19 protein-coding genes are annotated in these 16,464 nt (G+C 65.2%); 13 read left to right on the top strand and 6 right to left on the bottom strand.

Annotated elements, in window-relative coordinates; genetic code table 11:
• Positions 1-9: 9 nt before the first annotated feature.
• The 9 genes from BUB53_RS10755 to BUB53_RS10795 all read left to right on the top strand — a co-directional run bounded on the left by BUB53_RS10755 (position 10) and on the right by BUB53_RS10795 (position 8,743).
• Positions 10-1,443 (top strand): NAD(P)(+) transhydrogenase (Re/Si-specific) subunit beta, encoded by a 1,434-nt coding sequence (locus BUB53_RS10755; RefSeq protein ID WP_073034767.1) that lies wholly within the window; start codon positions 10-12, stop codon positions 1,441-1,443.
• A 291-nt stretch (positions 1,444-1,734) separates the two neighbouring features.
• Positions 1,735-3,015, top strand: coding sequence for a DUF3422 family protein (locus BUB53_RS10760; RefSeq protein ID WP_073034768.1), 1,281 nt, complete (start codon positions 1,735-1,737; stop codon positions 3,013-3,015).
• 93 nt (positions 3,016-3,108) lie between these two features.
• Positions 3,109-4,260 carry a 3,4-dihydroxy-2-butanone-4-phosphate synthase gene (gene ribB, locus BUB53_RS10765; protein ID WP_073034769.1) on the top strand — a complete coding sequence of 384 codons (1,152 nt, stop codon included), beginning with the start codon at positions 3,109-3,111 and terminating at the stop codon, positions 4,258-4,260.
• Positions 4,261-4,266: 6 nt separating this feature from the next.
• Positions 4,267-4,812, top strand: coding sequence for a 6,7-dimethyl-8-ribityllumazine synthase (locus BUB53_RS10770; protein ID WP_073034770.1), 546 nt, complete (start codon positions 4,267-4,269; stop codon positions 4,810-4,812).
• The gene (nusB, locus tag BUB53_RS10775) at positions 4,809-5,291 is read left to right on the top strand and encodes a transcription antitermination factor NusB (protein ID WP_073034771.1); all 483 of its coding nucleotides are present in this window, start codon (positions 4,809-4,811) and stop codon (positions 5,289-5,291) included. The genes BUB53_RS10770 and nusB overlap by 4 nt, the downstream gene beginning before the upstream one ends.
• A gap of 114 nt (positions 5,292-5,405) precedes the next feature.
• Entirely contained in the window at positions 5,406-6,329 is a 924-nt protein-coding gene (locus tag BUB53_RS10780) for a branched-chain amino acid ABC transporter permease (RefSeq protein ID WP_073034772.1), read from the top strand.
• Entirely contained in the window at positions 6,326-7,309 is a 984-nt protein-coding gene (locus BUB53_RS10785; protein ID WP_073034773.1) for a branched-chain amino acid ABC transporter permease, read from the top strand. Before BUB53_RS10780 ends, BUB53_RS10785 begins: the two co-directional genes overlap by 4 nt.
• Complete coding sequence (locus tag BUB53_RS10790) at positions 7,302-8,057, top strand: ABC transporter ATP-binding protein (protein ID WP_073034774.1); 756 nt, start codon at positions 7,302-7,304, stop codon at positions 8,055-8,057. The genes BUB53_RS10785 and BUB53_RS10790 overlap by 8 nt, the downstream gene beginning before the upstream one ends.
• Positions 8,054-8,743, top strand: a complete 690-nt coding sequence (locus tag BUB53_RS10795; RefSeq protein WP_073034775.1) for an ABC transporter ATP-binding protein — start codon at positions 8,054-8,056, stop codon at positions 8,741-8,743. Before BUB53_RS10790 ends, BUB53_RS10795 begins: the two co-directional genes overlap by 4 nt.
• A gap of 8 nt (positions 8,744-8,751) precedes the next feature.
• On the opposite strand, the gene BUB53_RS10800 is transcribed toward BUB53_RS10795, so the two are convergent.
• The 5 genes from BUB53_RS10800 to glnH form a co-directional block, all read right to left on the bottom strand.
• Entirely contained in the window at positions 8,752-9,702 is a 951-nt protein-coding gene (locus tag BUB53_RS10800) for a MurR/RpiR family transcriptional regulator (protein ID WP_073034776.1), read from the bottom strand.
• Positions 9,650-10,681 (bottom strand): C45 family autoproteolytic acyltransferase/hydolase, encoded by a 1,032-nt coding sequence (locus tag BUB53_RS10805; RefSeq protein WP_073034777.1) that lies wholly within the window; start codon positions 10,679-10,681, stop codon positions 9,650-9,652. The genes BUB53_RS10800 and BUB53_RS10805 overlap by 53 nt, the downstream gene beginning before the upstream one ends.
• The gene (gene glnQ, locus BUB53_RS10810) at positions 10,674-11,399 is read right to left on the bottom strand and encodes a glutamine ABC transporter ATP-binding protein GlnQ (protein ID WP_073034778.1); all 726 of its coding nucleotides are present in this window, start codon (positions 11,397-11,399) and stop codon (positions 10,674-10,676) included. Before glnQ ends, BUB53_RS10805 begins: the two co-directional genes overlap by 8 nt.
• Complete coding sequence (glnP, locus tag BUB53_RS10815; protein WP_073034779.1) at positions 11,396-12,052, bottom strand: glutamine ABC transporter permease GlnP; 657 nt, start codon at positions 12,050-12,052, stop codon at positions 11,396-11,398. The genes glnQ and glnP overlap by 4 nt, the downstream gene beginning before the upstream one ends.
• A gap of 84 nt (positions 12,053-12,136) precedes the next feature.
• Positions 12,137-12,868, bottom strand: a complete 732-nt coding sequence (glnH, locus tag BUB53_RS10820; protein ID WP_073034780.1) for a glutamine ABC transporter substrate-binding protein GlnH — start codon at positions 12,866-12,868, stop codon at positions 12,137-12,139.
• A 145-nt stretch (positions 12,869-13,013) separates the two neighbouring features.
• Between glnH and BUB53_RS10825 the strand changes: the two genes are divergently transcribed.
• From BUB53_RS10825 to BUB53_RS10835, 3 genes are all read left to right on the top strand, one after another.
• On the top strand, positions 13,014-14,339 hold the full coding sequence (locus BUB53_RS10825; protein ID WP_073034918.1) for an aspartate aminotransferase family protein: 1,326 nt from the start codon (positions 13,014-13,016) through the stop codon (positions 14,337-14,339).
• 153 nt (positions 14,340-14,492) lie between these two features.
• On the top strand, positions 14,493-14,825 hold the full coding sequence (locus BUB53_RS10830) for a hypothetical protein (protein ID WP_073034781.1): 333 nt from the start codon (positions 14,493-14,495) through the stop codon (positions 14,823-14,825).
• 413 nt (positions 14,826-15,238) lie between these two features.
• On the top strand, positions 15,239-15,691 hold the full coding sequence (locus tag BUB53_RS10835) for an MmcB family DNA repair protein (protein WP_073034782.1): 453 nt from the start codon (positions 15,239-15,241) through the stop codon (positions 15,689-15,691).
• Here BUB53_RS10835 and BUB53_RS10840 read toward each other — a convergent pair.
• Positions 15,681-15,866: a DUF6324 family protein gene (locus tag BUB53_RS10840; protein ID WP_073034919.1), complete on the bottom strand. Its 186-nt coding sequence runs from the start codon at positions 15,864-15,866 to the stop codon at positions 15,681-15,683. The two genes, BUB53_RS10835 and BUB53_RS10840, sit on opposite strands and share 11 nt — an antisense overlap.
• A 79-nt stretch (positions 15,867-15,945) precedes the next feature.
• Here BUB53_RS10840 and BUB53_RS10845 point away from each other — a divergent pair, with 79 nt between their 5' ends.
• On the top strand, positions 15,946-16,428 hold the full coding sequence (locus tag BUB53_RS10845) for a GNAT family N-acetyltransferase (RefSeq protein ID WP_073034783.1): 483 nt from the start codon (positions 15,946-15,948) through the stop codon (positions 16,426-16,428).
• Positions 16,429-16,464: the final 36 nt, after the last annotated feature.

A 16,464-nucleotide genomic window follows, 5' to 3' on the forward strand; every position in this document is an offset into this window, starting at 1 on the left:
TAGAGGATAATGGATTTCGGTTTCACTACTGCCGCATATGTGGTTGCGGCTGTCCTCTTCATCCTCAGCCTGGGTGGCCTGTCGGGACAGGAAAGCGCCAAGCGCGCCGTCTGGTACGGCATGGCGGGCATGGCGCTGGCCGTGATCGCCACGCTGATCGGGCCGGGCTCGGGCCTGTGGCTGCTGTCGCTGCTCCTTATCGCGGGCGGCGGGGCCATCGGCTGGGTCGTGGCCAAGCGGGTGCAGATGACGGAAATGCCGCAGCTCGTCGCGGCGATGCACAGCCTCGTGGGTCTGGCCGCCGTGTTCGTGGGCTTCAACGCCGATATCGAACTGGGCCGGGTCATGGCCATGGACGAAACGGCGCGCACATCGCTGGAGGGCTTCGCCGCGCTGATCGCCAGGAAGGATGCGGTGGAAATCTCGATCCTGCGGGTCGAACTGTTCCTCGGCATCTTCATCGGGGCGATCACCTTTACCGGCTCGGTCGTGGCCTTCGGCAAACTGGCGGGCAAGGTCACGTCGGCGGCCACCAAGCTGCCGGGGGGTCATGCGCTCAATGCCGGGGCGGCGCTGATCTCGGTCATCTGCCTGATCTGGTACTTCAACACCGGAGGCATGCTGCCGCTGGTCATCATGACGCTGCTGGCCTTCTTCATCGGCTATCACCTGATCATGGGGATCGGCGGGGCCGACATGCCCGTGGTCGTGTCGATGCTCAACAGCTACTCGGGCTGGGCGGCGGCGGCCATCGGCTTCAGCCTCGGCAATGACCTGCTGATCGTGGTGGGCGCGCTTGTCGGCTCGTCGGGTGCGATCCTCAGCTACATCATGTGCAAGGCGATGAACCGGCATTTCGTGTCGGTGATCCTTGGCGGTTTCGGCGGCGCCAGCGGCCCGGCGGCCGAGGTCGAGGGCGAACAGGTCGCCATCGACGCCGACGGCGTGGCGCAGGCCTTGAACGATGCCGACAGCATCGTCATCGTGCCGGGCTACGGCATGGCGGTGGCGCAGGCCCAGCAGGCGGTCAGCGAACTGACCAACAAGCTGCGCGCCAAGGGCAAGACCGTGCGGTTCGCCATTCACCCCGTCGCGGGCCGTCTGCCGGGGCACATGAACGTGCTGCTGGCCGAGGCGAAGGTGCCTTATGACATCGTCCTGGAAATGGACGAGATCAACGAGGATTTCCCCGACACCGACGTGGTGATCGTCATCGGCTCGAACGACATCGTGAACCCCGCCGCGCAGGACGACCCCAACAGCCCCATCGCCGGGATGCCGGTGCTGGAGGTGTGGAAGGCGAAACAGGTCTTCGTGTCCAAGCGCGGGCAGGGCACCGGGTATTCGGGCATCGAAAACCCGCTGTTCTTCAAGGACAACACCCGCATGTTCTATGGCGACGCCAAGGACAGCATGTCGAGCCTCCTGCCCAAGATCGACTGAGCCTTGCGGCCGCGAAGATTGGAAAGGGCGCCCCATCCGGGCGCCCTTTTTACTGCGAAGGGGATGCGATAAGCCGCGCCAAAGACGATGCGTCCGGGCGCGTCGGCTTTGGCGCGGCGGGCTTCGCCCTTGACTCCGCGCCAGCGCATCAAGCCAGGGGCCAGAGATGCCCAACCCCTGTGCGGTATACCGTTGTATCCTCGTAAATCCTTGGTTTGACACCAAAAATCGGTTTTACTAAAGGGGCGCCCGCGTTACCCTGCACCAAACCGCCCCCGGAGACCGCGCCCCATGCCGCAGATCGAAGACCACCCGCTGCGCTATCGCCTTGCGAACGAGCTGCACGCGCGCCCGTTCCCGTCGATGCGCGCGCCCTCGACCGCCGCCTATCTGGCGATCAAGCGGCCCGAAGGCGCGGCGGCGCGGGATCGCGCGGCGGATATGGAGCATCTGATCGCGCTTCTGGACCGGCACGGCGCGCCGCATCCGCAACCGGGCGCGACCCATTATTTCGGACGCATCGGGCGCCATACCCTGAAATGGGAAAGCCATACCGAGTTCGTCACCTACACCGCCTATACCGACGGGCTGAGTTCGCGCCCCTTCGATCCGGCGGATTTCGAGGTGTTCCCCGAGGACTGGCTGGCCGAGGCGCCGGGCGTGCGCATGACCTCTGCCCTGATCCGCATCACCCCGTGGAAGGATACCGACACCACCCGCGATCAGATCACCGATTGGTTCGTGGCCGAAAGCGTGGCCGTGGCCCGTGTTCTGGACGATGCCGCCGTGGTCGCGGGCGATTTCCGCATCGACCCGGCGGGGCATCTGCGTTTTGCGGTGACGGTCGCCCCCGACACGGGCGAGCGGCGGATCGGCCGCGTCGTGCAGCGCCTGTGCGAGATCGAAACCTACAAATCCATGTCGATGCTGGGCTTTTCCCGTGCCCGCGAGATGAGCCCGCGCATGGGCGAACTGGACGCGCAACTGAGCGGCATGATCGGCGACATGACCGGCGAGGCCACCCGCGCCGAGGATACGCTGAAAAGCCTGCTGTCGATCTCGGCCGAACTGGAAAGCATGGTGGCGCAATCCTCCTACCGGTTCGGCGCGACCGAGGCCTATAAAAGCATCGTGCAGCAGCGTATCGAGGTTCTGCGCGAGCAGCGTTTCGAGGGGCGGCAGACATTCTCGGAATTCATGATGCGCCGCTACGATCCGGCGATGCGCACGGTGCAATCCAGCCGCGAGCGGCTGAACGCCATGGCCGACCGGGCGATGCGCGCGGGCGAATTGCTGCGCACCCGTGTCGATGTGGAGCGCAGTGCGCAGAACCAGGCCCTGCTCGAAAGCATGGACCGCCGCGCCGACATGCAGTTGCGCCTGCAAAAGACGGTCGAAGGGCTGTCGGTGGTCGCGATCAGTTACTATGCCGTGTCGCTGGTGGGCTATCTGGTCTACCCGCTGGCCGGGCCGCTGGACCTGAGCAAGGGCATGCTGATGGCCATTGCGACGCCCTTCGTCGTGGCGGCGGTGTGGTGGCTGGTGCACCGCATCCGCAAGCGCATGCATTAGTCTCGCGTACCGGCGCCGATTTCGGCATCCCCTCTGGCCAAGGCGCACAGGCTGCGCTATCCCGCAGGCCAAGGAACTCCGAGGAACGCTGCCATGTCCGATACCGTCCCCTTCGAACAACCGGGCGAGGTTGAACAAAGCCTGAGCGCGCATATCGCGCCCACCGAAGAGATCATCGCCGAGGCCCGCGCCGGCCGGATGTTCATCCTTGTCGATCACGAGGACCGCGAGAACGAGGGCGATCTGGTCATCGCCGCCGAATTCGCCACCCCCGAGGCGGTCAATTTCATGGCCACCCACGGACGCGGCCTGATCTGCCTGCCGATGACCGCCGAGCGCATCGGCCAGTTGGGCCTGCCGATGATGGCGGTCAACAATTCCTCGCGCATGGAAACCGCCTTTACCGTGTCGATCGAGGCGCGCGAGGGCGTGACCACCGGCATTTCCGCCGCCGACCGCGCCCATACCGTGGCCGTGGCGATCAACGAACAGAACAGTGCGGCCCAGATCGCGACGCCGGGCCACGTCTTTCCGCTGCGCGCGCGCAATGGCGGGGTTCTGGTGCGCGCCGGTCATACCGAGGCCGCCGTCGATATTTCGCGCCTTGCCGGGCTGAAACCCGCCGGGGTGATCTGCGAGATCATGAACGATGACGGCACCATGGCACGCCTGCCCGATCTGGTCGGGTTCGCGCAAACCCACGGCCTCAAGATCGGCACGATCTCCGATCTCATCGCCTATCGCCACAAGCACGACAACCTCGTGCGCGAGGTGCGCCGCGATACCGTCCATTCCAGCCACGGCGGCGAGTGGGACATGCGCCTGTTCGCCGACCAGATCACCGGCACCGAGCATGTGGTGCTGATCAAGGGCGACATCTTCGACGGGAAACCCGTTCTGGCGCGCACCCATGCGCTCAACGTGATGGAGGACGTTCTGGGCGTCGGCCTGACCGCGACGGAAAGCGGCCCGACCTCGAAAATCCCCAGGGCGATGAACCTCATCGCCCGCGAAGGGCGCGGCGCGGTGTTCCTGTTCCGCCAGCCCCGCCCCAGCATCGCGCAGGAGCTCGAGGACGAGGACGCCCCGCGCACCATCAAGCATACCGGCCTTGGCGCGCAGATCATGTCGACCATGGGCCTGCACGAGTTGATCCTGCTGACAGACAGCCCCGATACGCGGTATCTGGGGCTCGATGCCTATGGCATTTCGATCACCGGCACCCGCCCCCTGAGCGAAGGATAATCCCCAATGGCCGAGAAAGAATACACCCTGCCGCGCCCCGAATTCACCGATCCGGTCAAACTGCTGATCGTGGTCGCACCGTTTTATCGCGACATCGCCGACAACCTGATCGCCGGGGCCACCGCCGAGATCGAGGCGGCGGGCGGCAGCCATGAGATCACCGAGGTTCCCGGCGCGCTGGAAATCCCCACCGCCATCACCATCGCCGAGCGGCTGTCGAATTTCGATGGCTACGTGGCGCTTGGCTGCGTCATCCGGGGCGAAACCACCCATTACGAAACCGTCTGCAACGACAGTTCGCGCGGGATCACCCTGCTGGGGCTTCAGGGCCTGTGCATCGGCAACGGCATCCTGACCGTGGAAAACCGCACCCAGGCCGAGGTCCGCGCCGATCCCGCCGCCATGAACAAAGGCGCCGGGGCGGCGGCTGCGGCCTTGCATCTCGTCGCGCTCACCCGTAAGTGGGGCGGCCGGCGCAAGGGGGTGGGTTTCATGCCCGCCGCCGAGGAATACAAGCTGGCAGGCGAGCTCAAGGACAACCCCAAGGCATGACGACCGACGACAAACCCGTTTCCGGCAACCAGCGGCGCAAGATGCGCTCGGCAGCGCGGCTTTACGCCGTGCAGGCGCTTTTCCAGATGGAGGCGGGCCACCAGACCGTCGACGAGGTGATCCGCGAATTCGAAGATCACCGCTTCGGCGCGCATTACGACGAAGGCGACATGCTGGACGGCGATCCCGAACTGTTCGAATCGCTGATGCGCGACGCGGTGAACTGGCAGGCCAGGATCGACCAGATGACCGACCGCGCGCTCGTCGCCAAATGGCCCATCGACCGGATCGACCCGACATTGCGCGCCCTGTTCCGCGCCGCCGGGGCGGAACTGACGCAATCCGACACGCCCCCCAAGGTGGTGATCATGGAATTCGTCGATATCGCCAAGAGTTTCCACCCCGAGGGGCGCGAGCCGAAATTCGTCAACGCGGTGCTGGATCACATGGCACGCGAGGCCAAACCCGAGGCATTCTGACCTCTCACGTCCGCCCGGACAAAATGCCGGTCTTTCCGGCATTTACCTTTGCATGCTAAAGGAGGGCACCCTTGCGCGGGGCACGGGGGCGGGGAACGACAGGCAAGGCAGAGAATGTCCACCATCCTATTGATCGAGCAGACGCTCAACGGGCTGCAATTCGGCGTCATGCTGTTTCTGATGGCGGCCGGGCTGACCCTGATCTTCGGCGTGATGGGCCTGATCAACCTCGCGCATGGTTCGCTCTACATGGTCGGGGCCTTTGCCGCCGCGGGCGTGGCGGCATGGACCGGCTCTTTCGTGCTGGCGCTGGCGGCCAGCCTCGTGGCGGCGGCGGTGGCCGGGGTGATCGTGGAAATGGTGGTGATCCGGCGGCTTTACGATCGCGACCACCTCGATCAGGTGCTGGCCACCTTCGCGCTGATCCTGATCTTTTCCGAAGGTACGCGGTGGGCGTTCGGCTCGTTCCCGCTGTTTCTGGACACGCCGGACTGGCTGTCGGGGACGGTCATGCTGCCCTTCGGTATCGAATATTCGCGCTATCGTCTGGCGATCATCCTTGTCGGGCTCGCGGTTGCGGCGGGGCTGTTCTGGATGATCGCGCGCACGCGCATCGGCATCCGCATCCGCGCCGGCGAAAACGACCGTGAGATGATCGGCGCGCTCGGGGTCAACATTTCACGCCTCTATACGCTGGTCTTCGCGCTCGGCGCGGCGCTGGCGGGGTTCGCGGGGGCGCTGATCGGCGCGATCCAGTCGGTGCAGGTCGGCATGGGCGAACCCGTCCTGATCCTTGCCTTCGTGGTGATCGTGATCGGCGGGATCGGCTCGATCAAGGGGGCGTTCATCGGCGCGATCCTTGTCGGGCTCACCGATACACTGGGCCGCTTCCTGCTGCCGCTGGCCTTCGGCCTGATCATGGAGCCCTCGGCGGCCACCTCGGTCGGGGCGTCGCTGGCGTCGATGGCGATCTACATCCTCATGGCCGGGGTTCTGCTGTTCCGCCCGCAGGGCCTGTTCGGGGCGCGGGCGGCATGAGGCGCGAAACCCTTCTCAACGCGGCGGTTCTGGCGCTGCTTCTGGCCGTGCCGCTTTGGGCGCAGGCCACGGACGAGCCCTTTACCATCACGCTCGCCACCCGCGCCGTGATCCTCGCCATTGCCGGGGTGGGGCTGAACGTGGCGCTCGGGCTTGGCGGGCTGGTCAGCCTTGGCCACGCGCTGTTTTTCGGGGTGGGGGGCTATGCCATGGGCATCCTCGCCTTCCATGCGCAAAGCTACACCACATTGATCGACTGGCCCGTGACCATCGAAGGCACCAAATCCATGCCGGTGATCTGGCTGGTGGCCGTTCTCGCCTCGGCCCTTGCCGCGCTTGGCGTCGGGGCGCTGTCGCTGCGCACGACGGGCGTCTATTTCATCATGATCACGCTGGCCTTTGCGCAGATGTTCTATTTCTTCGCCATCTCGTGGCCCGCCTATGGCGGCGAGGACGGGATGTCGATCTATGTGCGCAACGGCTTTCCGGGGCTCAACACGATGGACCCGATCCAGTTCTTCGCCGTCTGCTTCGGGCTGCTGCTTCTGGTGCTGCTCATCGTCTGGCGCCTGTCGCGCTCGCCCTTAGGGCTGATGCTGGGCGCCGCGCGGCAATCCGAGGCGCGCGTTCAGGCGCTCGGGCAGGTGCCGTACCGGCTCTACCTGACCGCCTTTGTCATCTCGGGCGCGATCACCGGGCTGGCGGGCGCGCTCTTTGCCGATCTCAACCGTTTCGTCAGCCCGACGATGTTTTCCTGGCAAACCTCGGGCGAGATCATGGTGTTCGTGATCCTCGGCGGGGTGGGGCGGGTGTTCGGCCCCGTGGCCGGGGCCGCCCTGTTCATCGTTCTGGAACACAGCCTCGGAGGCCTCAGCGAATTCTGGCACATCTACCTGGGCGCGATCCTTCTGGGCGTGGTGCTGTTCGCGCGCGGCGGGCTTTACGGCCTGCTGGCCGGGCGGGAGCGTGCGCATGACTGATCCGGTTCTCGATATTCGCGGCCTGAACAAGAGCTTCGGCGCGCTCAGGGCCAGTCAGGACATCGACCTGACGCTGCACCCCGGCGAAATCCACGCGCTGATCGGCCCCAACGGCGCCGGCAAATCCACCCTGATTCAGCAGATCGCGGGCGGGCTGCGCCCCGACAGCGGGCAGGTGATCTTTGACGGGCGCGACGTGACCGGCCTCAGCACCGCCGCACGGGCGCGGCTCGGCATGGGGCGCACCTTCCAGATTTCCGCGCTGGCGATGGATTACACCGTGTTGCAGAACGCGGTGCTCGGGGCGCTTGGCGCGCGCGGCGGCGTGTACCGCTTTTTCCGTCCCGTAATGCGCGATGCCGACCTGCTCGCGCGGGCGCGCGCGGCGCTGGACACCGTCGGGCTGACCGAGTTTCAGGCCCTGCGCACGTCCGAACTGTCGCACGGTCAGCGCCGCCAGCTCGAAGTCGCCGTCGCACTGACCCTCTCGCCGCGCGTGTTCCTGATGGACGAACCCATGGCCGGGCTTGGCGCCGATGGCTCGCGCCGGTTGATGGAGATGCTGGACGATCTGCGCGCGCAGGCCCCGATCCTGCTGATCGAACACGATATGGACGCGGTCTTCGCGCTCGCCGACCGGATCAGCGTTCTGGTCTACGGCCAGATCGTCGCCACCGGCACGGTCGATGAGATCCGCGCCAACGCGGAGGTCCGCACCGCCTATCTGGGCGAGGAGGAGGACGCATGAGCCTTCTCACCCTGTCGCGCATCTCGGCCTTTTACGGCCCCAGCCAGGCGCTGTTCGACGTCAACCTGTCGATCGGCGAGGGGCAGGTTCTGGCGCTCATGGGGCGCAACGGCATGGGCAAGTCGACCACCGTCAAGGTGATCTGCCGCCTGCTGCCGCACAAGGGCGGGGCGGTCGTGTTCGACGGGCGCGATCTGGCGCGGGTGCCGGCGCATCGCGCGGCGCGGGCGGGCATCGGCCTTGTCCCCGAGGGGCGGCGCTGTTTCACCAATCTGACGGTGCAGGAAAACCTGATCGCCGCCGCGCGTCAGGGGCCCTGGGACATGGCCGCCGTGGGCCGCCTGTTTCCCCGCCTGATCGAACGCAGGGATCAGCTTTCGGCGTCGCTGTCGGGGGGCGAACAGCAGATGCTGGCCATTGGCCGCGCGCTGATGACCAACCCGCGCCTTCTGATCCTCGACGAGGCGACCGAGGGGCTGGCCCCCGTGGTGCGCCACGAAATCTGGGCCGCCATCGCGCATCTCAAGGCCGAAACCGGCATGGCCCTTCTGGTGATCGACAAATCCATCCGCGAATTGTCGAACGTGGCCGACAGCGCCGTGATCCTCGAAAAGGGGCGCAATGTCTGGCAGGGGGCGTTCACCGATCTGACCCCGGATGTGACCGACCGGTACCTCGGCGTCTGACGCCGTTCTCAGATTTCCACGTTCAGGCGCTTGATCATCCGGTCACGCTCGGCCAGCGCCTGCTTGGCGCGTTCGGGGCTGGCGGCGGCGCAGCCGTTGATCAGGCATTCGGCGGCCAGGATGAAGGTGGTCAGCGAATTCGACAGGAAACTGGTGTCATGGGGCACCAGAACCGCCGCCTGCGACACCGCCGCAAGTGGCGAACTGGCCCGGTCCGTCACCGCCACGATCCCAAGACCGCGCTCCGCCGCGGCCTTGGCGGCCTGGGCCACCTGCAATGAATAGGGTGCGCAACTGGCCGTCACCAGAACGTCCTCTGCCTCCATCGAGGCGATCCCCTCGGCCACGCCAAGACCGTTGGAATCCAGCAAATGCACGTCCGAGCGGATCATCCGCAGCCCGTAGACCAGAAAGCTGGCAAAGGCGTGAAACTGCCGGATTCCATGCACCATGACGCGCGGCGCGGTGGTGATCATTTCCGTGGCATGGCGGAATTGCCCGATATCGCAGCCTTCGAGGAATCGCTCGATATTGGCCTGATTTTCCCGGCACAGCCGCGTGACGCCGCCCATGCCGCTGGCATCCTCGCCCGCCAGGGCGGTTTGCGCCTGCCGCGTATAGAAATCCCCTGGCGCGGCCATCGAGGCATCCAGCAACACCTGCTGGAACGCGCCGAAACCGGGATAGCCCAGATTGCGCGCCAGCCGGGTCAGGGTGGACGGGTTGACCGACAGTTTCTCGGCCAGCGCGGTGATCGACAACAGGGCCGGATCGCCGCGCAGGTCCAGAATATCGGCCAGCGCCTGCTGTGCCTTCGGTCCCAGCGACAACGGCGCTTCGCCGCGCGAAACCTGCAACATCAGGTCGCGCAGATCCTGCACGCTCTGCGGCGGGGCAAGGGCCCCGTCAGGATCGTGGCCAGCGCCCTTCGATGACGGGCCGCTCCGAGGTCTGGTCATGCAATCTCCACTCCACCGACGATTTTTCTATGCGGAACAGGGCCGTGGCAAGCGTATTCTCGTTGTCGGGGTCGTCGGGGCTGCACCGGTGGATGGGCAGACCCGTCCCGCCGGTATCGCGCAGGATGCGCAGCGGGTCGGTGACACCGTCGCCGATCATCTGCGCCCCGCGCGCCTGCCGGTCGCGCGACGAGTCGGTGATCGTCTGCTCCGCTGCCCGCGCGCCCATATGCAGCGCATGGTTGGCATGCACCGCAGGCGCCTCGATCTGCCGGGTCGAACAGGCCTCGCCGCCGAACTCCACGCTCATCACCCGCGTGTCGCCCGCCTGCGCCAGCGTCATGTGAAACCCGCCGCTGTCATTGTGCCGCGCCAGCAGCGCCAGCGCCTTGTCCATCCCCTCGCAGGCCAGTACCGCACGCCCCAGCCCCATGCGCGGCAGCTGCGGCGCAACACCGCGAAGCCGCAGGTTGTTGACCGCCTGCACCAGCCCCGCCGCATTGGCCGCGAAGGTATGGCCGGGGATCGAGCCGGGATAACAGAACGACATCAGCGCCGGGCCGTCATCGGGGGTGATCCCGGCCACGAAGGCATGGCCCCGGAACCCCGGCAGCCCGTCCTCGTTATGGCCGATCACCGGCACGTCGCCGGGAATCTGCACCGTGGTGCAGCCATCCGGCACGTTCGACATCAGATCGCCCCGGCAGTTCCACGCCACGACCTGCTCCAGCGGCAACTCCAGCCCCTCGGCCAGCCCCTGCAATTCCTCCCAGACAGACGGGAACATGGCCTTCACGTTCTCGGCCATGACCTCTACCGCGCCCGCATGGGCGGGGTCCGTCACCGCCTGCCAGTAGTCGGCCCCGAGCAACACCTCGCGCACCGCGTCGCGGCCCGCTTCGCCCAATGTCCGGCCGATCTGGCGCGGGGTGCCCCGCGCCGTGACGCGGCCCAGTTCGGATGCCATGACCTCAGACATGTTGCAGGAAATCCTTCATCCGGTCGTTGGGCGGCGTGTCGATCACCTCGCGCGGGTCGCCATCGACGGCGATATGCCCGTGCTCCATGAAGATCAGCCGCGTGCCGACCTGTTTGGCAAACCCCATCTCGTGGGTGACCACGACCATGGTCATGCCTTCCTCGGCCAGCGCCCGCATGACGTTCAGCACTTCCTGCTTCAGTTCCGGGTCCAGCGCCGAGGTGGGTTCGTCGAACAGCATCACCTTGGGCTTGACCGCCAGCGCGCGGGCAATCGCCACGCGCTGTTGCTGGCCGCCCGACAGTTCCGCCGGGTAATGCCCCGCCTTGTCGCGCAGCCCGACCTTTTCCAGCAGGTCCAGCGCCGTTTCCCGCGCCTGCGCCTTGCTCAGCCCGCGCACTTTCGACGGGCCGAAGGCCACGTTCTCCAGTGCCGTCAGCTGCGGAAACAGGTTGAACTGCTGAAACACCATCCCGGCCTCCTGCCGGATTTCGCGCAATTGTTTCGAGCTTCCCGTGACGCTCAGCCCGTCGACGATCAGATCGCCGCCGGTGATGGTTTCCAGCCCGTTGATACAGCGCAGCAGGGTGGATTTGCCTGACCCAGACGGGCCCACCAGCACCACCACCTCGCCCGCGTTGATCGACAGGTCCACACCGTCCAGCACCTTGAGCGGGCCGAAATGCTTGGAGGTATTCTTGAATTCGATGATGCTCATAGGATTCTCATGCGTTTTTCGAGGGTGCGCAGGATCAGGCTCAGCGTGCCGGTCATGATCAGGTAGATGATCGCCACCGCCGTCCAGATTTCCACCGCGCGAAAGTTCGACGCCATGATCTCCTGTCCCGTGCGGGTCAGTTCACCCACGCCGATCACGATGAACAGCGACGTGTCCTTGAGGCTGACGATGAACTGGTTACCAAGCGGCGGGATCAGCCGGCGAAACGCCAGCGGCCCGACGATATAGACCAGCACCTTCCAGTGCGGCAGGCCGATGGCCAGCCCGGCCTCGGTCAGGCCCTTGGAGATCGACAGGAACGCGCCGCGCACGATTTCCGCGATATAGGCCCCGGCGTTGACGATGATCGCCAGCACCGCCGCGCTCATCGGGTCGATGCGCAGATCGGCCAGGACGGGCAGGGCGAAATACAGGAACATCACCTGCACCACGATGGGCGTGCCGCGGATCACCTCGATATAGGCGAATGCGATGGCGTTCAGGATACGCCCCCCATAGGCCCGCATCAGCCCGGCCAGCGTGCCCAGGAAAAGGCCGCCGATCAGGCCGACGACCGTAATGTAGACCGTCGTTTTCGCCCCCTCCAGAAGCTGGGGAAGAAAATCGACGATGACGGACCAGTCCGTTTCCATGAAAGGCCTCCGTTATCGAATGTCGGAAATGTCGGGAAAATGGGGCCGGGCCGCAGGTAGGAAGGGGTGACCCGGCCGGGCGGTTCAGTTCGACGAGCCGAACCACTTGGAGTAGATCGCATCATAGCGACCGTCTTCGCGCATCTTGGCCAGCGCTTCGTTCACCGGGCCGACCAGTTCGCTGCCCTTGGGAAAGCCGATACCGTACTGGTGCGCCATCTGCTGATCGCCCACGGCCTTGACCTGCCCGCCGCCCGCGGTGGCGATGTAGTAGAGCACGTTGGGCGTGTCATGCATGGCCGCATCCACGCGGCCGGTGCGCAGTTCCAGATAGGCGTTGTCGATATTGGGGAACTTGCGCAGCTCGGTGTCGGGCAGGTTTTCCTCGGCCCAGTCCGAGGCCGAGGTGCCGGTTTTCACCGCCAGCGTCTTGCCGGCCAGATCGTCCCAGTTCGCCACATCGCTGTCGGCGGGCACCATCAGGCGGAAACCGCTGTCATAATAGCCGTCGGAAAAGTCGATGACCTCCTCGCGCTCGGGCTTGATGGTGATTCCCGCCAGTGCCACATCCACCTGCCCGGTCTGCAACGCCGGAATGATCCCCGAGAAATCCATCGGGCGCAGTTCGTAGCCCATGCCCAGCTCTTCGGCGATGGCCTTCCACATCTCGATATCGAACCCGGTATATTCGCCGTCCTGCTTGAACTCGAACGGAACGAAGGCCGTGTCGGTGGCGACGACGATCTCGTCGGCCTGTGCCGTGCTTGCCCCGAATGCGATGGCGGCGGCCGCGGCGAATTTCACAATGGTTTTCATGTCAGTTCCCTGTCTGTGGCTGAGGTTGTTGCAAATTCATCGTGCTTTATTGCTGCACAATGCAAAAATATTTGCATAAGCGAAATCCAAATGCAAACCTTGTTGCACAATGTCGCGTTCCGACCCGCAACAAAGGCGATCCAAGATGTCCGCACTGTTCCACCGCTCCTGCACTGCAAACCTGCCCGTGGCCGATACCGGCAACGGGTGCTATCTGGTTGATACGGATGGGAAAAAATACCTCGACGCCTGTGGCGGCGCGGCGGTGTCCTGCCTTGGCCATTCCGATGCGGCGGTCAGGGATGCGATCCGCGACCAACTCGACAGGCTGCCCTTTGCCCATACCGGATTCTTCACCAGCCAGGCCGCCGAATCGCTGGCCGAACTGCTTGTGCACCATGCCCCCGATGGCATTGCCCGCATGTATCCCGTGTCCGGCGGGTCCGAGGCGGTGGAGGCCGCGATCAAGCTCGCGCGGCAGTATTTCCTCGAAACCGGCCAGCCCACGCGCCACCGCATCATCGCCCGGCGGCAAAGCTATCACGGCAATACGCTCGGCGCGCTGGCTGCGGGGGGCAACATGTGGCGGCGCGCGCCGTTTTCCGACCTGATGGTCGAAACCAGCCATATTTCGCCCTGCTACGCATACCGTGACCGGCAGGACGGTGAGACCCAAGAGGCTTATGGCCTGCGCGTTGCCGATGAATTGGAAACCGAAATCCAGCGCCTCGGCCCCGGGACCGTCATGGCCTTCATCGCCGAACCGGTGGTCGGCGCCACCGCCGGGGCGGTTCCCGCTGTTCCGGGGTATTTCAGGCGCATCCGTGACATCTGCGACCGCCACGGCATCCTTTTGATCCTCGACGAGGTGATGTGCGGCATGGGCCGTACCGGCACGCTGTTCGCCTGCGAACAGGACGGCATCGCGCCCGATATCGTGACCATCGCCAAGGGCCTCGGCGCGGGATATCAGCCCGTGGGCGCGATGCTGTGCTCGGCACGCATCTATGATGCGATCCGCGACGGTTCCGGCTTTTTCCAGCACGGGCATACCTATATCGGCCACCCGATGGCGATGGCCGCCGCGCTGGCGGTGCTGACCCGGCTGACAGACGGTCAGACCCTGCCGCGCGTGGCCCGTGCGGGCGATCTGTTGCACTCCGCCCTGCATGACAGGCTGGGCCAGCACCCGCATGTCGGCGATATCCGGGGCAGGGGCCTGTTCCGGGGCATCGAACTGGTGGCGGATCGCGCGACGAAAGAGCCCTTCGATCCCGCCCTCGACCTGCACAAGCGGATCAAGGCCAACGCGATGCAGGACGGGTTGATGTGTTACCCGATGGGCGGCACCATCGACGGGCAGCGCGGCGACCACATCCTGCTGGCCCCGCCTTTCATCGTGACCGACGACCAGATCGGGCAGATCGCCGATATTCTCGCCGGAGCCATCGACCGCGCGATTGCCGGCTAGGCACCGGCCTCGCGCACTGCCCGTTTTGCAGGCAGGCTGCGGGTGGGCGACAGCGGGTCGCGGGGCGGGCCGGGGCTCTTGCCTTGAGGGCAGGCGTGATTACATGCTATGCTGCAAAGGAAGAAAACGAAGAAAACAAGGGGAGTCGCTGCCATGCCCAAACTCATCCGCCTCTATATCACCCATGTCGTCATCGGCTTCGGGATTGCGGCGGCGTTCGTGGCCATGCTCCTCTGGTTCGATATCGCCAACCTGTGGCACCTGGTCAGCACCTCCGACAAGGGCTGGCTCGCGGTTCTGATCCTGTGGATTTCCAACGGCATCATCTTTGCCGGGGTGCAGTTCGGGATCGCCGTGATGCGCCTCAAGGATGACGACGATGACGAACCACGCGGCGGGCTGCGTCAGCACGTGATGCGCCCCGATCATGCCACCATTCCCGTGCGCGTCGACGAAGGCCGCCAGAATCTGTTCGGCAAGCGCTGACACCGGCACCGGAATTTCAATCATGAAAACGGACCGCATGTATCCTGCGGTCCGTTCTCATTTGCGGAATTGAAAAGTGGCGGGCCCGCACGCAGCCGTTTGGTTCTCTCATTCCCGAGGACCTGTATATACAGGTGGGCGTCGGAGGTAACCAGACCAGGGCCTGGCCAGAGCCAACTCCCTCGGAATTGCTTAAGGCCACCGGAATGCAACCGTTCACGAGAAGGGCAGCACCCGCCACAGTTCTACCTAGGGCTTTGCCGCCCCCCGAACAAGGGGAACGTGTCAAAATCGGAATGCACCCCAAAGCGGGCCGCGCAGGGAAACACGCGATCCGGCGGCGCCTTCGGTTCGGTTGCCATTCAGCCCAAAAGCGGCCTTGACTTTGTTCACTATTTGTTCATCATTTTGGCATGACCCTTCTGCCCGATCCCACGTTGCACCCCGGCCAGATTCTGGCGCGGGGCGTGTGTCGGCATCTGCTGGGGCACGATTTCGCCTGTATCGAGGAATTCACCCCCGAACGGGGCAAGCGCGTGGACGTGATGGTCCTTGGCCCCAAGGGCGATCTCTGGGTGATCGAGTGCAAATCCTCACGCGCCGACTATACCTCGGACACCAAATGGCAGGGCTACCTGAACTGGTGTGACCGGTATTTCTGGGCGGTGGACGAAACTTTCCCGACCGACCTCCTGCCCGAGGGAACAGGCCTGATCGTCGCCGATGGCTATGATGCCGAAATCCTGCGCATGGCCCCCGAAACCCGGCTTGCGGGCGCGCGGCGCATCGCGCTGACCCGCCGGTTCGCCCGCCACGCGGCGCTGCGGTTGCAGGGCCTGCGCGATCCGGGGGCGCTCAGCCCTTAGCGCGTGCCGCTTTGGCCGCCGCAGATATCTCGGCGGCGATTTCCTCGGCTTCCTCGGGGGTGAAATCCATGGGGATTTCAACGCCACTGGCCTCGACGAACAGCCGCACCATGCCCTGATCGGTCGGCCCGATCTGTAGATTCGCCTCGATGTCGCGTTCGGTGTTGATGCCCATTCCGGCCTCCTGCTTGAGCGATGTGCAGGTACCCGTTTCGCGCTTGATTGGCAAGCCGGATCGCGCTTTGCTGGCTGGCATGAGTGAGATACCCCTACGCCCCGTCCGCCCCGATGACGCGCCCTGGATCGTTGCGCAGCATCAGGCGCTCTATGCCGCCAATGACGGGTTCGACGACAGTTTCGGGCCCCTGGTGGCCGGGATCGTCGAGGATTTCTTCGCCAGCCACACTCCCGATTGCGAACAGGGCTGGATCGCCGAACACCGGGGCAGGTCCGTCGGCTGCATCTTCTGCGTCCGGCTGGACGGCGACACCGCCAGGCTGCGCCTGTTTCTCGTCCTGCCCGACTGCCGCGGGCAGGGGCTTGGCCGCCGCCTGCTGGACACCTGTCTGGATTTTGCCCGCAGCGCCGGGTATCGCCGCCTGCAACTCTGGACCCATGAAAGCCACCGCGCGGCCTGTGCGCTTTACCGCGCCGCGGGGTTCACCCTGGTCTCGTCCCGGCCCGTGCATTCCTTCGGCTGCGATTTGGTTGAACAAAGCTGGGAAATCGCGCTGTAAGAGGCTTGCAATCGCGCGGCGGTAAAGTTACATCGC

Source organism: Roseovarius pacificus, assembly GCF_900142665.1.
Taxonomy (GTDB): Bacteria; Pseudomonadota; Alphaproteobacteria; order Rhodobacterales; family Rhodobacteraceae; genus Roseovarius; species Roseovarius pacificus.

What these genes read in the sequence shown, in the direction of transcription:
- glnQ (WP_073034778.1), bottom strand. Translation starts at nt 11,399, where the DNA reads ATGAGCATCATCGAATTCAAGAATACCTCCAAGCATTTCGGCCCGCTC.
- glnH (WP_073034780.1), bottom strand. Translation starts at nt 12,868, where the DNA reads ATGAAAACCATTGTGAAATTCGCCGCGGCCGCCGCCATCGCATTCGGG.
- BUB53_RS10805 (WP_073034777.1), bottom strand. Translation starts at nt 10,681, where the DNA reads ATGTCTGAGGTCATGGCATCCGAACTGGGCCGCGTCACGGCGCGGGGC.
- BUB53_RS10800 (WP_073034776.1), bottom strand. Translation starts at nt 9,702, where the DNA reads ATGACCAGACCTCGGAGCGGCCCGTCATCGAAGGGCGCTGGCCACGAT.
- BUB53_RS10840 (WP_073034919.1), bottom strand. Translation starts at nt 15,866, where the DNA reads ATGGGCATCAACACCGAACGCGACATCGAGGCGAATCTACAGATCGGG.
- BUB53_RS10785 (WP_073034773.1), top strand. Translation starts at nt 6,326, where the DNA reads ATGAGGCGCGAAACCCTTCTCAACGCGGCGGTTCTGGCGCTGCTTCTG.
- BUB53_RS10830 (WP_073034781.1), top strand. Translation starts at nt 14,493, where the DNA reads ATGCCCAAACTCATCCGCCTCTATATCACCCATGTCGTCATCGGCTTC.
- glnP (WP_073034779.1), bottom strand. Translation starts at nt 12,052, where the DNA reads ATGGAAACGGACTGGTCCGTCATCGTCGATTTTCTTCCCCAGCTTCTG.
- BUB53_RS10780 (WP_073034772.1), top strand. Translation starts at nt 5,406, where the DNA reads ATGTCCACCATCCTATTGATCGAGCAGACGCTCAACGGGCTGCAATTC.
- BUB53_RS10790 (WP_073034774.1), top strand. Translation starts at nt 7,302, where the DNA reads ATGACTGATCCGGTTCTCGATATTCGCGGCCTGAACAAGAGCTTCGGC.
- BUB53_RS10795 (WP_073034775.1), top strand. Translation starts at nt 8,054, where the DNA reads ATGAGCCTTCTCACCCTGTCGCGCATCTCGGCCTTTTACGGCCCCAGC.
- BUB53_RS10825 (WP_073034918.1), top strand. Translation starts at nt 13,014, where the DNA reads ATGTCCGCACTGTTCCACCGCTCCTGCACTGCAAACCTGCCCGTGGCC.
- BUB53_RS10835 (WP_073034782.1), top strand. Translation starts at nt 15,239, where the DNA reads ATGACCCTTCTGCCCGATCCCACGTTGCACCCCGGCCAGATTCTGGCG.
- BUB53_RS10845 (WP_073034783.1), top strand. Translation starts at nt 15,946, where the DNA reads ATGAGTGAGATACCCCTACGCCCCGTCCGCCCCGATGACGCGCCCTGG.
- BUB53_RS10770 (WP_073034770.1), top strand. Translation starts at nt 4,267, where the DNA reads ATGGCCGAGAAAGAATACACCCTGCCGCGCCCCGAATTCACCGATCCG.
- BUB53_RS10760 (WP_073034768.1), top strand. Translation starts at nt 1,735, where the DNA reads ATGCCGCAGATCGAAGACCACCCGCTGCGCTATCGCCTTGCGAACGAG.
- nusB (WP_073034771.1), top strand. Translation starts at nt 4,809, where the DNA reads ATGACGACCGACGACAAACCCGTTTCCGGCAACCAGCGGCGCAAGATG.
- BUB53_RS10755 (WP_073034767.1), top strand. Translation starts at nt 10, where the DNA reads ATGGATTTCGGTTTCACTACTGCCGCATATGTGGTTGCGGCTGTCCTC.
- ribB (WP_073034769.1), top strand. Translation starts at nt 3,109, where the DNA reads ATGTCCGATACCGTCCCCTTCGAACAACCGGGCGAGGTTGAACAAAGC.